Source organism: Streptomyces sp. NBC_01089, assembly GCF_045162975.1.
Lineage (GTDB): Bacteria > Actinomycetota > Actinomycetes > Streptomycetales > Streptomycetaceae > Streptomyces.
Window position 1 is genome coordinate 2474916 of sequence record NZ_CP108660.1, and the last position, 15597, is coordinate 2490512.

The following is a 15597-nucleotide window of genomic DNA, read 5'->3' on the forward strand; positions in this document are numbered from 1 at the left end:
CCGCCTCATGCGCCGTTCCAAAATCGTCTGCACACTGGGCCCAGCCGTCGACTCCTATGAGCAGCTGAAGACGCTCATCGAAGCCGGCATGAATGTGGCCCGTCTGAATATGAGCCATGGGTCCCACGCTGAGCACGAGGAGCGGTACCACCGCGTCCGCAAGGCGTCCCAGGACACCGGCCGCGCCGTGGGGGTGCTGGCCGACCTGCAGGGCCCCAAGATCCGCCTGGAGACCTTCGCCGAGGGCCCCGTCGAGCTGGTGCGCGGTGACGAGTTCACCATCACCGCCGACGACGTCCCGGGCGACAAGACCATCTGCGGCACCACCTACAAGGGCCTGCCCGGCGATGTCGTCAAGGGCGACCCGATCCTGATCAACGACGGCAACGTCGAGCTCAAGGTCGTCGAGGTCGAGGGTTCCGAGGTCAGGACCATCGTCATCGAGGGCGGTGTCATCTCCGACCACAAGGGCATCAACCTGCCCGGCGCGGCGGTGAACGTCCCGGCCCTGTCCGAGAAGGACATCGACGACCTGCGGTTCGCGCTGCGGATGGGCTGCGACCTGGTCGCGCTCTCCTTCGTGCGCGACGCGAGCGACGTCATCGACGTGCACAAGATCATGGACGAGGAGGGCCGCCGGGTCCCCGTCATCGCCAAGGTCGAGAAGCCGCAGGCGGTCGCCCACATGGAGGGCGTCGTCGCGGCGTTCGACGGGGTCATGGTCGCCCGTGGCGACCTGGCCGTCGAGTACCCGCTCGAAAAGGTCCCGATGGTGCAGAAGCGCCTCATCGAGCTCTGCCGCCGCAACGCCAAGCCGGTGATCGTCGCGACCCAGATGATGGAGTCGATGATCACCAACTCGCGCCCGACGCGCGCCGAGGCGTCCGACGTCGCCAACGCCATCCTGGACGGCGCCGACGCGGTCATGCTCTCCGCCGAGTCGAGCGTGGGCGCGTACCCGGTCGAGACCGTCAAGACGATGTCGAAGATCGTGGTCGCCGCCGAGGAGGAGCTGCTCTCCAAGGGCCTCCAGCCGCTGGTGCCCGGCAAGAAGCCGCGCACCCAGGGCGGTTCGGTGGCCCGTGCGGCCTGCGAGATCGCGGACTTCCTGGACGCGAAGGCGCTGGTCGCCTTCACGCAGTCCGGCGACACCGCACGCCGCCTCTCCCGCTACCGCACCTGCCAGCCGATCCTCGCCTTCACCACCGACGAGGCGACCCGCAGCCAGCTCGCGCTGAGCTGGGGCGTCGAGTCGTACGTGGTCCCGCACGTGGACAACACCGACGCGATGGTCGACCTGGTCGACGCCGAGCTGCTGAAGCTCAAGCGCTACAGCGACGGCGACCGCATGATCATCACGGCCGGCTCGCCCCCCGGCGTCCCCGGCACCACCAACATGGTCCGGGTGCACCACCTGGGCGGCGAGGACAACCGGAGCTGACCCGCTCCCCCGGTCTCCCGCCGTACGGCTGTGGCCCGCGCCCCCTCCGGAGGGGGCGCGGGCCACAGCCCTGTTTCCGGCGGTCACCGGCCGCCGGTCACTCCGGGGTGCGCCGGTAGTGCAGCTGGACGACGCCGTTGCCGAAGGTGCGGGACTCCACGAGGTCGAGTCCGACGGTGGCCCCCGCCACCGGGAAGAGCGGTGTGCCGCCGCCGATGAGCACCGGGTGGACGTAGATGCGGAACTCGTCGACCAGCCCGTGCGCCATGAAGGACGCGGCCAGATTCGCGCCGCCGAGCGACAGGTCCCCGCCGGGGCGGGCCTTGAGCGCCCGCACCTCTTCGGGGACCACTTCCCGTACGACGGTGGTGTTCCAGTCGGTCCGGTCCAGGGTCCTGGAGTACACGGTCTTGGGCATCTCGCGCCAGATCTCCGCGAACTCCTTCACGGTCTCGGCGGCGGCCGGGTCGGCGTCCGCGGTCGGCCAGTACCCGGCCATCAGCTCATGGGTCACCCGGCCGTCCAGGAAGCCGCCCATCGTCGCCAGATACGCGTTGAGCGAGCGGTGCAGTTCGTCGTCCACCCGGTGCCAGCCGATGTCCCTGCCGGGGCCTTCGATGTACCCGTCGAGGGACACCGACATCATCAGGATGATCTTTCGCATCGCGGTCCTCACAGGGGTCGGCGGGGGCCCGGCGGAATGCCGCGGGCGGCCGGAGAATACGCCCGCGGCGCCCGGAAACCCCGTCACCCCGCCACAGTGGCGGCAGTCGTGCCGCGCGCACGCCGGGCGCGTACGGATGCGGCGGCCCCGATGACCAGCGCCACCCCCACGGCCAGCAGATGTTCACGCCCCGCCAGATTCGGCCTGAGCGCCGACTGGACGACGATCACCCCGCTGGTCAGTACGGCGAACACCGGCGCGCGCCTGACCACGGCCAGATAGGCGAGGAGCCCGGCCACAGCGGCGGACGGTCCGGTGTCGAGGACGTGCGCGGTGCCGGGCGGCAGCCCGAACGGGCCGTGGCCCAGGGCGATCATCGCCCGGGCGCCCAGCGTGCCCGCGAGGGATGTGCCGCAGGCGATCAGGAGGGTCCGGGTGCGGCCGATGGCCAGCTCGGCGAGCGCGAAGGCGAGGAACAGCCGGGGCAGCCCGGCCCACACGGGCAGCCCGGGGTCCGTGAGGACCAGCGAGACGGGGGTACGCAGCAGGACCAGCGGGAGGGGCAGATCGCCCCGGACCTCGCCGGTCAGCCGTATCGCGACGGCGCCCGTACGGGTCCGTATCAGCTCGTGCACGACGATCACCGCGAGGACGGCCAGCACCCCAAGGGCGACCCCCGCCACCCCGCGCCGCCGGCAGGCGCGTGCGGGCTCGACCACGATCCGCCGCCACTCGCCGAGCAGCAGCCTCCTGCCGTACGCGGTGAACCCGCCTGCGGCGGGGCGCGGTTGTATGCCCACGCGCCCGGCGGGCACGCCCTCGTCGCCGGTCGCCCGGCAGCCGTCGACAGCCCCCACCGCTCACTCCCCCACGGTCTCCGCCCGGCTTCGGACATCCGTACGGCTCAGGCGATTCTGCCCCACCGGCCGGAAGCGGGGGCGTCCGGCCGTCGCTCACGGCACCGTCCCGTCCACGGCACCCGGCCGGACCGCGGTCCCGTCCCGCGGAAACGGCTGTGGCCCGCGCCCTCTGTTTCGAGGGGGCGGGCCACAGCCGTTTCCGCGGCTCCCGGAAGTTCGCGCGCCGGGGGGTCAGGCGCCCGTGAAGTAGTTCTGCAGACCGGGGATGTGGAGCGTGCCGCCGAACTGCCCTGCCTGCTTCACCGTGACGTCCGTGAAGAACGCGAACGGTACGTTGATCGGCGGCGGGGTGTCGGGGCTGAAGGTGATCGGGATGAGGCCGAAGAGGTTGCCCTTCAGCGACTCCGTGTACATCGTGACCTGGCCGTCGCGGATGGTCGACGTCGAGCCCGGTGCGCCCTTCACATGGCCGGTGGACCCGTTCGGGCCGACGGTCATCTGGTGCAGGTCCTTGATGTCCAGCGAGGACGAGGTGAACTTCAGGACCTTCTTGATCTTGCCGCTGGCCGTCCTGACCTCGACGATGCCCTTGTAGTCGAGGCCCTTGAGGGTCAGCATCGAACTCTTCAGCGTCCACGGGTCGTCGGGCAGGGCGGGGATGCCCTGTTCCAGATCGGCCGCGGCGAGCGCCTTGGGGTCGGGGGTCGGGCACGGGTAGGACGGCTTGGCGCCGTCCGGGATGTCCGTGTCCTTCTTCGGGTCGAGCCCCTTGACGTCCGAGGGGAGTTCCTTGACCGACTTGCCGGCCTCGGCGGCCGCCTCGCGGATCTTCTCGGCGGTCTTGTCGGCCGTGCTCTTCGCCGCGCCGGTAACCTGACCGGCCGTCTTCGCAGCGGAGTCGGCCGCCTTCTTGTCGGCCGCCTTCTTCTCAGCGGCTTTCTTCTCCGCCGCCTTCTTCTCCGCGGCCTTCTTCTCGGCTGCGGTCTTCTCGGCGGCCGTCTTCTCGGATGTCGCGGAGGACGACGGGTCCGGGGACGGGCTCGCCTTGTCCTTGTCCGGGTTGAACAGGTGCTTGAGCGCGTCACCCACACCCAGCGGGTCCAGCGGGTTCTTCGACTCGGTCGCGCTCGGCGACGGGTCGCCCGCGGACGAACCGGACGGCGACGCGGTGTCCTTCTTGGCGGAACCGGTCCCGCCCGCCGAAGGGGTGGCCGAAGGAGAGGGCGTGTCCGATGCGCCGGCCGCCTTGTCGTCCTTCTTGGCCTTGTCCTTGGCGTCCTTGGCCTTGTCCTTCGCGTCGTCCGACGCGCTGGCCGAGGGGCTCGGAGAGTCCGAGGGCTTCGCGGACGGGCTCGGGTCGTCGGAGCGGGACACACAGGGACCGGCTGCGAACGGGACGTCACCCTGGTCGTCGGCCATCGCCAGCTTGGGGGTGAGTCCCATCCCGACGAACACCGCGGTGGGCATGGCCGCCAGGGCTATCGCCTTGCTCGCGGGTATGTGCAGCTTCGTCAGCAGCGACTTCCTCGGGGCCGCGTGACGGCCCCCTCTTCTCTCCGGGAAGTCGTCGCCTTCGGTGGTATCCAGCTGCGCTTCGTCACCCCGCACGGTGCCTCCCACCGTTGGCATCCACTGTCGTGTCCTTGTCATACGCAGCCGACTTCTGCTCAGGGATGCCAGGCGCGTGACCGAAGGGGGAGAACTCGTCCGCCGGAGCGGTGCCTTCGGGCGTACTTCCGTGCGGAGTCCCGTCGGCGGAGCCGCCCTGCGCGGGCACCGCCGGGTCGGCGTTCGGCTTCGCCGGTGCCCAGGAGAGCGAGAGCGCCCCGCCGATCATCGACAGCAGGAAGCCGACGACGAAGCCACCGATGTTGGCCACCGGGAGGGAGATCAGCGCCAGCAGGATCGCCGCTATCCCCGCGAACACCCGGACGGCACCGTGGAACCACATGGTCACACCGAGCGTGACGAGCAGCACGCCGATGATCAGCGACCCGGCGCCCGCAGTGGTGGACATCGCCAGCGTCACATTGCCGAGGTGCATGTTGGCGTACGGGAAGTAGGCGATCGGCACGCCTCCCACCATGGTGAACAGGCCCGCCCAGAAGGGTCGGTTCCCCCGCCAGGCGCGGAAGCGAAGCCGCCAGTAGGTGAAATCGCGGGAACCTGTGGACTCGGCGCTCATGGAAAACAGCTCCCTGGTACCGGTGTTGCTCTGAGAAGTAGGGGGGTTCGGGCGGCCGCAGCGCCACAAGGCGCTCCGGCCACCCGGGCGTGCTTAGTAGCACTCCTTGACGCCCGGCTTGAGCCTCAGGCTCAAGTTGCTGAGCTTGAAGGTGCCGGCCGTGGTCGCCCACGCCGTCTGCTTCACGTGCTGCAGCGTCGCCTCGTCGGCGCGCTGCGCGAAGCCGTTCGGGTTGACGGCCTTCTCCGTGCCGTGCTCGATGCCCGTCTTGTTGGACGGGTCACCGGCCGCTACACCGATGTCGATGTTCTTGAACGTCGCATCGGCGTCGAGGCTCGCGACGTCGAGGTACAGGTTCGTCGCCTCGACCGGCTTCTTGGCGTCGGTGCCCGCGTGCAGCTGCAGGGTGACACTGCCCAGACCGAACGGCAGGTTGGGCGTGACGACCGACTGGCACATGTTGTTGATCGTCGCGCTGCTGAAGCCCGACACGGCCACCGCGTGCGCGGCGCTCTTGCCGTTCAGGTCTTTGCCGGTCGCGACACTGCCGTACTGGACGAAGTCCTGGCCGACCAGCTGGTCGGCGCTGACCTTGAAGCTCTGGCCGGACACGCTGAACGAAGCGGCGAGCGCACCCTGCGCGAGGCCGACGCCCACCGCAGCGGTGGCGACCACGCTCGGCACCATGACCAGCGCGAACCGCTTCCATCTGGTTCCGCCACGTACCTGGGAACTCACTTAGTTTCCTCCTTCTCGGACGTACATCTCCGGATCGGGTTCGAAGCCCGTCCTGGGATGGGAGAAGTGCTACGTCCTCGGGAAGGAGAGCGCCCGGTTCAGAAGCGCGAACCGCGTCCGAAGCACCGGCGATCACCCCCGAGCGACAACCACTGGCCACGCCTTCGCGCAACCGCTGGACAGGCCCCGCCGGGTGGCAGGAACCCCCCTGTCCCGCAGCCGGCGCCACTGCCGCCGACCGGCTCGGTGGGGACCCAAGCGGCCACGCCGCGACCGGATGTCGCGCTGGTGCGTTATTGGACCGAGCGTGGCCGATCGTGGTGCATTCGCGGCCGTGACACAAGGGGCTCGTTACCGGCTAGTAACGGCCTGATAACCGAACCGCGACCCGCCGATATCACGCGGGCACACAGGGTGGACCCGACGCCGGCGCTACATCGGCCGGTAGCCACCCATAACCGGGCAGAAGGAGGTACTGGATTTACTCGGAGTAACAGACGGCCGCAATTGCCAAGTTTTGGCAAAGTACGGCCGTCGGTTATCGCTGTGTCGCCAAATCGTCCGGGCCAACCCGCCGACACCGCGCGTTTAGTGACTGTTCAGACCCAACGTCAGAACAGCACACGCGCCAGGGCGGAACGGGCGGCGGTCACCCTCGGGTCCTCGGATCCGATCACTTCGAAGAGCTGGAGCAGATGGACCCGGGCCGCCTCGCGGTCACTGCCCACCGTGCGCTGCACGGTCTGCACCAGACGGCCGAAGGCGTCCTCGACATGACCGCCGACCAGATCGAGGTCGGCGGCGGCGAGCTGCGCCGGGACATCGGCGGGCTTGTCGGCCGCGTCCTTCCGGACCTGCTGGGGGTCCAGGTCCTTGACCCGGCCGAGCAGTTCGGCCTGGGCGAGGCCGAGCTTGGCCTCCTCGTTGGCCGGGTCGTCCGAGAGGACGTTGCGGTACGCCTGGATCGCGCCGTCGAAGTCATTGGCGTCCAGCGCCTGTACGGCCGCTTCGAGCAGCGCGTCATAGGGACCGGCCGGCACTTCGGCGGGCTCGGCGTCATCGGCGGGGGGCGCGGCGTCGGGGTCCACCGGGATGCCGGTGATACCGAAACGCTCCTCGCCCACCTGGATCAGCTGGTCCAGGGTCTGCCGGATCTGCGCCTCGGGCGCCGCACCCTGGAAGAGCGGCAGCGCCTGCCCGGCCACGACGGCGAAAACGGCGGGAATCCCCTGGATCCCGAACTGCTGCATCAGCATCTGGTTGGCGTCGACGTCGACCTTGGCGAGCAGGAAGCGGCCGTTGTACTCGACGGCGAGGCGTTCGAGGAGGGGGCCGAGCTGCTTGCAGGGCTCGCACCACTCGGCCCAGAAGTCGATGACGACCGGGACCTCGGCGGAGCGCTGGATGACATCGCGCTCGAAGCCGGCTTCGTCGACATCGATCACCAGCGAGACGGGCGAGACCGGCGTGGCACCGCCCTGCCTCGCGGTCTCGGCGCGCGCCTGCTCCGCTTTCTGCCGGGCCTCGCCGGCGGCCTTCACTGCGGCGAGGTCGACGACGCCGCTCATGGACATGTTCCTAGGCTGCATACGTACATCCTCCCCCCTCCACCACTCGTTCAGGAAAGCCGTTCGGGAAAGCTGTCGGCGAAATCCGCCGGTGGTACGGGACCGGCCCGTCCGTACACCCCCCGCCGGATGCGGGGCGTACGGCCGGACGCGGTCCTTCGGCCCGATCGCGGGCCCTGGGACAGGCGCCGGGGTCCCCACCCTGACGCCAGTGGCTGTCGTGCTGTTCTTGTCACCCGGTTGTCGCGTGGTCATCGCGTGGTGCCGTGCTCGTACTGTGCACGCGCCGTGCTCGTCCTGTGCTCGTGCCGCGGCCGCAGGAAAGGGGCACGTGCGCGCCTCTTTACGCTACGACTCGTAGCGTAACTGGTCGACCGGGAACAGCGGGCGAAAATTCTCCGGCGGTTTCCCGTGATCTGACTCACGGCGGCTGAGCTACTGACCGGTATGGTCGCGGGCATGCCGCTCAGCAAGCCCTCCCGAACGGGTCGCCCACGCTCCACCGAGGCCGATACCGCGATCCTCGTCGCGACGAGAGCCGCGCTGGTCGACCTGGGCTGGTCGCGGCTGACCATGGGCGATGTGGCGGCCCGCGCCGGGGTGGCGAAGACGACGCTCTACCGCCGCTGGTCGCACAAGAACGAGCTGGTCGTGGACGCCGTCGCGGTCCTCTTCGACGAGCTGGAACTGCCCGACCGCGGCAGTCTGTCCGCCGACATCGAGGGCGTGGTGCTCCAGTTCGCCGCGCTCCTCGCCCGGCCCGAGACCAAGACCGCGCTGATGGCGGTGGTCGCCGAGTCGATCAGCGACGAAGCGCTGCGCGCCCGGATCCGCTCGGCGATCGTCGACCGGCAGAAGCGGCTGGTGACGATCGGCCGCGAGCGGGCACAGGCCCGGGGTGAACTCCCCCTGGAGGACGACCCCGAGACCTCGGCCCGGCACACCGACCTGATCTTCGACGTGGTCGCGGGCGCGGTGGTGCACCGGGCGCTGGTGAGCGCGGAGCCGGTGGACGAGGAGTGGGCGCGCGAGTTCACCCTGCTGCTCTGCACCGGGCTCAGCGCCCCGGCCCAGCCTCCGCCGGTGTGACGCCCCGGCGCGGCCGCCCCGCGTGACACACCGGCCCGGCCACCGCCCGCGTGACACTCAGGCGCGGCTCCGGGTGCTCTTCCGGCCCGGCGGCCCTCTTTTCCGACCTGGTAGCAGCCCTCGCCTCAGACCTGGTAGCGGTCTGCCGCGAACAGGTGCAGATTCTCCGCGATCCACTCCGATGTGTGCTTCAGCCCCTCGGCCAGCGGGACCTCCGGCTGCCAGCCCGCCCACTCCCTGGCCCGCGAGTTGTCCGACAGCAGCCGCTGGACCTCGCTGCCCGAAGGCCGCAGCCTGGCCGGGTCGACGACGACCTCCGCCTCCCGGCCGGATGCCGCGATCAGCGCCTGCGCCAGATCCCCGATCGAAATCTCCTGCCCGGTACCGAGATTGACGCTCTCGCCCAGTGCCCGGTCGCAGTCGGCCAGTGCGAGGAAGCCGCGCGCGGTGTCCGTGACATAGGTGAAGTCTCGGGTCGGGGTGAGCGAGCCGAGCTTGATCTCCCGCGCCCCGGAGTGGAGTTGGGCGAGGATGGTGGGGATGACGGCGCGCGCGGACTGCCGGGGCCCGTAGGTGTTGAAGGGCCGTACCACCGTCACCGGCAGTTCGAACGCGTGCCAGTGCGACAGCGCCATCATGTCGGCGCCGATTTTGGACGCGGAGTACGGGGACTGCGGCTGGAGCGGGTGCCGTTCACTGATCGGGGCGGTGAGCGCGGTCCCGTACACCTCACTCGTGGAGGTGTGCAGCAGCCGGCGTACGGAGTGCCGGCGGCAGGACTCGGCGATGTTCTCGGTGCCGGTGACATTCGTGGCGACGTACGCGCCGGGGGCGTCGTAGCTGTACGGGATGCCGATCAGCGCGGCGAGGTGGAAGACCGTGTCGCAGCCGGCGACGGCGTCGTCGACCCGGCCCGCGTCCCGGACGTCGCCCGCCACCATCTCCACCCGGGAGCTGCCCAGATGGCGGGCCAGGTGGCCCTTCTCGCCGTACGGCTTGTAGTGCACGAACGCCCGGACCCGGGCCCCTTGCTCCACCAGCAGGTCGACGAGGGCCGAGCCGATGAAGCCCTCGGCCCCGGTGACGAGGACGGTGCGGTTCTGCCAGATGGTGGCCTGCGCGGCCGGTGAGGTGGTCATGAGGTGAACTCCTTCGCGTGGGACAGGACCCGGGCGGCGAGCAGATCCGCCGCCCGGGCGTGAGTGGAGGGGTCGGCCGCACCGCTCATCGCGGCGAGCCTGGCCGGGTCGGCGAGGAGCGGGCCCGCCACTTCCGCGAGCCGCTCCGCCGTCGTCTCCTCGTCGGCGATCAGCACCCCGGCCCCGGCGTCGCCGAGGACGCGGGCGTTGTGGGTCTGGTGGTCGCCCGGCGCGTGCGGATACGGCACGAGGACCGCGGGCACCCCGGTGGTGGCCAGCTCGGCGACGGTGGCGGAGCCGGCCCGGCAGACGACCAGGTCGGCAGCGGCGTACGCCAGGTCCATCCGGTCCAGATAGGGGACGGCGCGGGCGATCCGGCAGCCGCCCTCGTCGGCGAGCCTGGTGCGGGCCGCCTCCAGTGCGGCAGGACCGGTCTTGATGAGCAGATGGACGTCCGTACGCCCCTGCCAGCGGGCCGCGAGCCCGACCGCGGCGGCGGTGAGCCGGGCGGCGCCGAGGCTGCCGCCGTTGACGAGGAGCAGCCGCGCCCCCGCGGGCACACCGAGCGCGTGCCTGGCCTGTGCCCGCAGCGCGGGGCGGTCGAGTGACGCGATCGGTGCGGCGATCGGCATCCCGACCGTCTCGGCGTTCTCGCCGCCCGCGAGATGGGCCCGGCTGCGGTCGAAGGCGACGGTGAGATGCGGGGTGAGCCGGGCCGCGAACTGGTTGGCGCGGCCCGGCACCGCGTTGGACTCGTGGATGACGCTCGGCACACCGGCCATCCGGGCGCCGAGCACCACCGGCGCGCTGGGGTAGCCGCCCATGCCGACCGCGACCTGGGCCCGCTGCTCGCGCAGGATCGTCCGGCACTGCACGCCGGACTTCAGCAGGGCGGCGGGCAGCAGATAGCGGCGGGCGCCGAGCGCCGGGTCGAAGGGGATCATGTCGACGGTGTGCAGCGGGTATCCGGCGCCGGGTATGAGCGTGGATTCGAGGCCGCGTTCGGTGCCGACGAAGGAGATCACCGCGCCGGGTACGGCCCGGCGCAGGGCGTCGGCGAGGGCCAGGCCGGGGTAGATATGACCGCCGGTGCCGCCCGCACCGATCACGACGGAGAGTGGTGTGCGCATGAGCGGCACACTCGTCGCGCGGGGTAAGAAGGTTCTAAGAGGCGGGTTTGGCAGGCTTTGCTCCATGAACCCGTATCCGCACTCGCACGCGCAGCCGCCGCCCGCGAGCCCCCGGCCGAGAAAGATCCTGGTCGTGGACGACCAGCCGGAGGTCCGGGTGGCGGTCGAGGACGGTCTCAGCGTCGAGGGGTACGAGGTGCGGGGCGCGGCCGACGGTCTCGACGCGCTGTCGGCCGTCGCCTCCTGGCAGCCGGACGCGGTGGTGCTCGATGTGATGATGCCGGTCCTCGACGGCCTCGCGGTCTGCCGCAGGCTGCGCGCCGTCGGCGACCGTACGCCGGTACTGGTGCTGACCGCGCTGGACTCGGTGAGCGAGCGGGTGGACGGCCTGGAGGCGGGCGCCGACGACTATCTCGTGAAGCCGTTCGCGCTCGACGAGCTGATCGCCCGGGTGCGGGCGCTGCTGCGGCGGGCCGCGCCGGTGGAGGAGGAGCCTGGCGCGCTGTCGTACGGGGATCTGACCGTGGACCCGGTGACCCGCACCGGGCGCCGGGCGGGGCGCCCCATCGAGTTCAGCAGGACCGAGTTCGCCCTGCTCGATCTGCTGCTGCGCCATCCCGGGCAGGTCCTCACCCGGGAGCTGATCCTGGAGCGGGTCTGGGGGCAGGACTTCGGCCCCGACTCCAACTCCCTCGCGGTGTACGTCGGTTACCTGCGCCGCAAACTGGAGGCCGCGGGCGAACCGCGCCTGGTCCACACCGTGCACGGGGTCGGCTACCGGCTGGACACGGCATGAGCACCCCGGCCGGCCGGGACGGCCGTGACGACAGGGGCGACCAGGGCGACAGGGGCAGTCGTGACGGCCGGGGAAACCGTGCGGGCCGGACCGGCCCGCGCCGGTCGCACTCCCACCGGCTCGGTGCGCGCTGGCGCCGCCGCCGTCCGCTGCGCACCCGGCTGGCCCTGACCGCTTCGGCGGCCGTGGCCCTGGTGGCGCTCGGGGTGTGCGCCGCGGCGTTCTTCGTCCAGCGGTACGAGATCTACCACCAGCTGGACCTGAACCTCATCCAGTCGGCGTCGGTGTCCGGCGGCGGGCGCGGGGGCGGGACACCCGGGGTCGTCGAGGGCCAGTGCCAGTTCCTGGCGTCACCGGCCTGCTCACAGATCGTGCCGGCCGACCCGTCGGCCGACCCCGCCAAGCCCTATCTCCTCCCGGTGTCGGGCCCGGTCCGTGAGGTCGCAGCGGGCACCCGTGCCCCGTACTTCAGCAACATCACTCTGGAGGGGCGCCCCACCCGGATGCTCACCACCACCTTCGGCCACCGTGAGGCGGTGCAGGTCGCCCTGCGCGCCGACCCGGTGGAGAAGAGCGTGCGGCGCACGGCCCAGCTGCTCGCCGCGGTCGGCGGCGCCGGGGTGCTGATCGCGGCGGCGCTGGGCTACTGGGTCTCGCGCACCGGTCTGGCGCCGGTGGCCCGGCTCACCCGGGCCGCCGAGCGGATCGCCGCCACCCGGGACCCGCGCCACCGCATCGAGCTGCCGCCCGGGCCCGCGACCCGGGAGGACGAGGTCACCCGGCTGGCCACCACGTTCAACACCATGCTGGGTGAGCTGGAGCAGTCGGTCACCGCCCAGCGCCGGCTGGTGGCGGACGCCTCGCACGAGCTGCGCACCCCGCTCACGGCGCTGCGGACCAACGCCGAACTGCTCGCCAGGTCGGACAGGTTGACGCCCGCCCAGCGCGACCGGGCCTCCGGCGCCCTCACCCGGCAGATCCATGAGGTGACGACGCTGGTGAACGACCTGATCGAACTGGCCCGCGACGAGGAGCCCGTACCGCTGGTGGAGAGCGTCCGGCTGGCCCCGCTGGCCGAACACGCGGTGGCGGCGGCCCGCGGTCACTGGCCGGGACTGGCCTTCACCCTGGAACTCGTGGCGGACCCGGTGCTGAACGGCGTACCGGCGCGGCTCTCCCGGCTGCTCGCCAATCTGCTCTCGAACGCGGCGAAGTTCTCCGGTGAGGGGGGTGCGGTCGAGCTCGTCCTCACCTCGGCCGAGCTGACGGTACGTGACCACGGGCCCGGGATCGCCCCCGACGACCTGCCGTATGTCTTCGACCGCTTCTACCGGGCCCGCGCCGCGCGTGCGCTGCCCGGCTCCGGGCTCGGTCTCGCGATGGCCCGCCAGATCGCCCGCGCGCACGGGGCGGAGCTGACCGCCGAGCAGGCACCGGGCGGCGGGGCGCTGTTCCGGCTGAGCCTGCCGTGAGGCGGGGGCGGCGCGTCACCGGGCGAGGCGGGGCGTCGCCGGACAAGGCGGCGAGGCCCGGGAGTTGAGGCGCGTCACCGGGTGAGGCACCGCAGCCCGGGAGTTGAAGCGCGTCACCGCGCCAGGCGCCCCAGCAGCGACGAAGCGGCGAGCACGCCGAGCGCGGCGGCGACCACCAGTACCGCGTAGTCCAGGCCCAGATGGGCCGGGGTGCCCAGCAGCAGCCCGCGCAGGGCGTCGACCTGATAGCTCAGCGGATTGGCCTTGCTGATCGCCTGGAGCCAGCCGGGCATGATCGCGACCGGGTACAGGGCGTTGGAGCCGAAGAACAGCGGCATGGTGATGGCCTGTCCGATCCCCATCAGCCGGTCGCGGGTCAGCACGATCCCGGCGATCGTCATGGACAGACAGGAGAAGAACGCCGAGCCGAGGATCACGATCACGGCGACCCCGAGCAGCCGCAGCGGGTTCCAGGTCAGGGCGACCCCGAGCAGCGCGGCGATGACGATCACCACCACCGCCTGGATCAGCGCCTTCACCCCGGCGGCGAACGCCTTGCCGGTGATCAGGGCGGATCTGGGGGTCGGTGTGACCAGCAGCTTGGTGAGGATCCCGGCGTCCCGCTCCCAGATGATCTGGATGCCGTAGAAGATCGCGATGAACATCGCGGACTGGGCGATGATGCCGGGCGCCAGATAGTCGATGTACGGGATGCCGCCGGTCGGGATGGCCCTGATCCGGGTGAAGGTCTCACCGAAGATCAGCAGCCAGAGGGCGGGCTGGACGGCCCTGGTGTACAGCTCGGTGCGGTCGTGGCGCAGCTTCTGCAGCTCGACCAGGCACATGGCCCCGGCCCTGGCCGGCACCATCCGCCAGCCGGTGCGCGCCTTCGGCGGGACGAGCAGCAGCCCGAGCCCGGCCCGGCCGGTCTCAGCCGACGCGGGTGGCGGTGCGGCGGGTGGAACGGACATCGCGGAATTCGCCTCCCTGCTCGTCGAGCCCGCTGCCCGCGACGTCCCGGAAGACGTCCTCAAGCGTGGGCTCGGTGTCGTTGCCGTGGTGGGCGGGGGCGGCCGCGGCACCGGCGGCGGAGCCGGCGCTCTGCGTACGGCGGCGCTCCCGCAGGTCGGCTCTGAGCTGTTCGGGGGTGCCGAGCGCCCGTACCCGGCCCTGGTGCATCAGCGCGAGCCGGTCGCAGTACTGCTCGGCCTCGTCCATGTAGTGCGTGGTCACCAGCACGGTCATCCCGGTGGCCTCGCGTACGGCGTCGATGTGCTCCCACACGCTGGTCCTGGCGATCGGGTCGAGGCCGATGGTCGGCTCGTCGAGGATCAGCAGCCGGGGTGCGCTGACCAGCGCCTGGGCGAGTTCGAGGCGGCGGATCATGCCGCCCGAGTACGTCTTGGCGAGCCGGTCGGCGGTGCCGTCGAGGCCGACGGCGGCGAGTGCCTGGCCGACGCGCTCGGCCCGTTCGCGCCGGGAGACGTCGAAGACCCGCGCGAACAACGCGACGTTCTCCCGTGCGGTCAGCCCGGCGTCGGCGGAGAGCTGCTGCGGTACGTAGCCGAGCAGGCGCCGCACCGCCATGCGCTCCTTCGCCGCGTCGTGTCCGAACACCCGCACCCGGCCTGCCGGGACGGGCAGCAGGGTGGTGATGCAGCGGATGACGGTGGTCTTGCCCGCGCCGTTCGGCCCGAGCAGACCGAAGACCTCGCCCGCGCGGACCGAGAGGTCCACGCCGTCGACGGCCCTGGTCTCCCCGAAGGCGTACTCGAGTCCGCTGCAGGCGACGGCCGCACCGCCACTGTCGTGCTCGGCCGCACCGCCGGTCCCCGCCGCGCCGCCGGTCTCGGCCGCGCCCCTGCCAGTCCCCGCCGCACCGCCGGTCCCCGCCGCACCCCCGCGGCCCCCTGCCGCCGCACCGCCGGTGTCGCCGCCGCTCTCGCCGCCGCTCTCGCCGTCGCTCCGGGTCGCAGTCATGAGCCCTCCACTTCCTCGTGCAGGTTCCCGGCGAGCCGGCGCAGCGCGGGGAGCGCCGCGGCCAGGGCCGCCCGGTCGTCGTCGGACAGCCGGGCCACCTGGGCCCTGACCAGCTCGCCGCGCCGCGTCTGCCAGTCACGCAGCCGTTCGTGGGCCGCGGGGGTGAGCCGCAGCCGCACCGAACGCCGGTCGTCGGGGTCGCTCTCCCGGGTCAGATACCCGGCTCTGCTCAGCTGGTTGACCAGCGTGGAGACCGAATTGCCCGCCACGTACAGCTCTCGGGCCGCCTCGGACACCCGGATCCCGGGCCGCCCGCCGACCAGCCGCAGCAGCTCCGCCTGGGCTCCCCGCAGGGGCGGCGTGGTGAGCCCGCGCCGCAACCGCCGCCGTACCAGCCGGTGCACACCGGCGAGTACATCGGCGAGCGATTCGGGGAACTCGTCCGTGGCCACGGGGCCATTTTAGCTCTGTCGCAGAGGTAACCACCAGTGCGCGTCCGGGCACGGAAACCGGCCCCGCGTCCGGGCACGGAAAA

The 15597-nt window shown here is 71.6% G+C and carries 15 protein-coding genes; 4 read left to right on the forward strand and 11 right to left on the reverse strand.

The genetic code is table 11. The annotated features are described in order from the left end of the window. Positions 1-7: 7 nt before the first annotated feature. A complete protein-coding gene (pyk, locus tag OG510_RS10795) occupies positions 8-1441 on the forward strand; it encodes a pyruvate kinase (RefSeq protein WP_406136576.1) in 1434 nt (477 codons plus the stop codon). Between the two features lie 97 nt (positions 1442-1538). On the opposite strand, the gene OG510_RS10800 is transcribed toward pyk, so the two are convergent. The 6 genes from OG510_RS10800 to OG510_RS10825 form a co-directional block, all read right to left on the reverse strand. Then, on the reverse strand, positions 1539-2105 hold the full coding sequence (locus tag OG510_RS10800) for a dihydrofolate reductase family protein (protein WP_406136577.1): 567 nt from the start codon (positions 2103-2105) through the stop codon (positions 1539-1541). Positions 2106-2188: 83 nt separating this feature from the next. Beyond that, entirely contained in the window at positions 2189-2962 is a 774-nt protein-coding gene (locus OG510_RS10805) for a hypothetical protein (RefSeq protein ID WP_406136578.1), read from the reverse strand. A 234-nt stretch (positions 2963-3196) separates the two neighbouring features. Then, a complete protein-coding gene (locus OG510_RS10810) occupies positions 3197-4573 on the reverse strand; it encodes a hypothetical protein (RefSeq protein WP_406142362.1) in 1377 nt (458 codons plus the stop codon). Continuing rightward, positions 4563-5150 carry a DUF6114 domain-containing protein gene (locus tag OG510_RS10815; RefSeq protein WP_406136579.1) on the reverse strand — a complete coding sequence of 196 codons (588 nt, stop codon included), beginning with the start codon at positions 5148-5150 and terminating at the stop codon, positions 4563-4565. The genes OG510_RS10810 and OG510_RS10815 overlap by 11 nt, the downstream gene beginning before the upstream one ends. Before the next feature lie 93 nt (positions 5151-5243). After that, positions 5244-5888: a DUF6230 family protein gene (locus tag OG510_RS10820; protein ID WP_406136580.1), complete on the reverse strand. Its 645-nt coding sequence runs from the start codon at positions 5886-5888 to the stop codon at positions 5244-5246. A 611-nt stretch (positions 5889-6499) separates the two neighbouring features. After that, entirely contained in the window at positions 6500-7477 is a 978-nt protein-coding gene (locus OG510_RS10825; RefSeq protein ID WP_406136581.1) for a tetratricopeptide repeat protein, read from the reverse strand. Positions 7478-7915: 438 nt separating this feature from the next. Here OG510_RS10825 and OG510_RS10830 point away from each other — a divergent pair, with 438 nt between their 5' ends. After that, entirely contained in the window at positions 7916-8545 is a 630-nt protein-coding gene (locus OG510_RS10830; RefSeq protein WP_406136582.1) for a TetR/AcrR family transcriptional regulator, read from the forward strand. Positions 8546-8670: 125 nt separating this feature from the next. Here the strand turns inward: OG510_RS10830 and OG510_RS10835 are convergent, their stop codons facing one another. Then, positions 8671-9684 carry an SDR family NAD(P)-dependent oxidoreductase gene (locus tag OG510_RS10835; RefSeq protein WP_406136584.1) on the reverse strand — a complete coding sequence of 338 codons (1014 nt, stop codon included), beginning with the start codon at positions 9682-9684 and terminating at the stop codon, positions 8671-8673. After that, complete coding sequence (locus tag OG510_RS10840) at positions 9681-10814, reverse strand: UDP-N-acetylglucosamine--N-acetylmuramyl-(pentapeptide) pyrophosphoryl-undecaprenol N-acetylglucosamine transferase (RefSeq protein WP_406136586.1); 1134 nt, start codon at positions 10812-10814, stop codon at positions 9681-9683. Before OG510_RS10840 ends, OG510_RS10835 begins: the two co-directional genes overlap by 4 nt. A 64-nt stretch (positions 10815-10878) precedes the next feature. Here OG510_RS10840 and OG510_RS10845 point away from each other — a divergent pair, with 64 nt between their 5' ends. Together OG510_RS10845 and OG510_RS10850 are read left to right on the forward strand one after the other, a co-directional pair. Beyond that, a complete protein-coding gene (locus OG510_RS10845) occupies positions 10879-11610 on the forward strand; it encodes a response regulator transcription factor (protein WP_406136587.1) in 732 nt (243 codons plus the stop codon). Beyond that, a complete protein-coding gene (locus OG510_RS10850) occupies positions 11607-13082 on the forward strand; it encodes a sensor histidine kinase (RefSeq protein WP_406136588.1) in 1476 nt (491 codons plus the stop codon). Before OG510_RS10845 ends, OG510_RS10850 begins: the two co-directional genes overlap by 4 nt. 113 nt (positions 13083-13195) lie before the next feature. On the opposite strand, the gene OG510_RS10855 is transcribed toward OG510_RS10850, so the two are convergent. The 3 genes from OG510_RS10855 to OG510_RS10865 are packed head-to-tail and all read right to left on the reverse strand — an operon-like array spanning position 13196 to position 15514. After that, positions 13196-14053 (reverse strand): ABC transporter permease, encoded by an 858-nt coding sequence (locus tag OG510_RS10855; protein WP_164261811.1) that lies wholly within the window; start codon positions 14051-14053, stop codon positions 13196-13198. Then, positions 14013-15062, reverse strand: coding sequence for an ABC transporter ATP-binding protein (locus tag OG510_RS10860; RefSeq protein WP_406136589.1), 1050 nt, complete (start codon positions 15060-15062; stop codon positions 14013-14015). The genes OG510_RS10855 and OG510_RS10860 overlap by 41 nt, the downstream gene beginning before the upstream one ends. Further along, the gene (locus OG510_RS10865; RefSeq protein ID WP_406136590.1) at positions 15059-15514 is read right to left on the reverse strand and encodes a MarR family winged helix-turn-helix transcriptional regulator; all 456 of its coding nucleotides are present in this window, start codon (positions 15512-15514) and stop codon (positions 15059-15061) included. Before OG510_RS10865 ends, OG510_RS10860 begins: the two co-directional genes overlap by 4 nt. Positions 15515-15597: the final 83 nt, after the last annotated feature.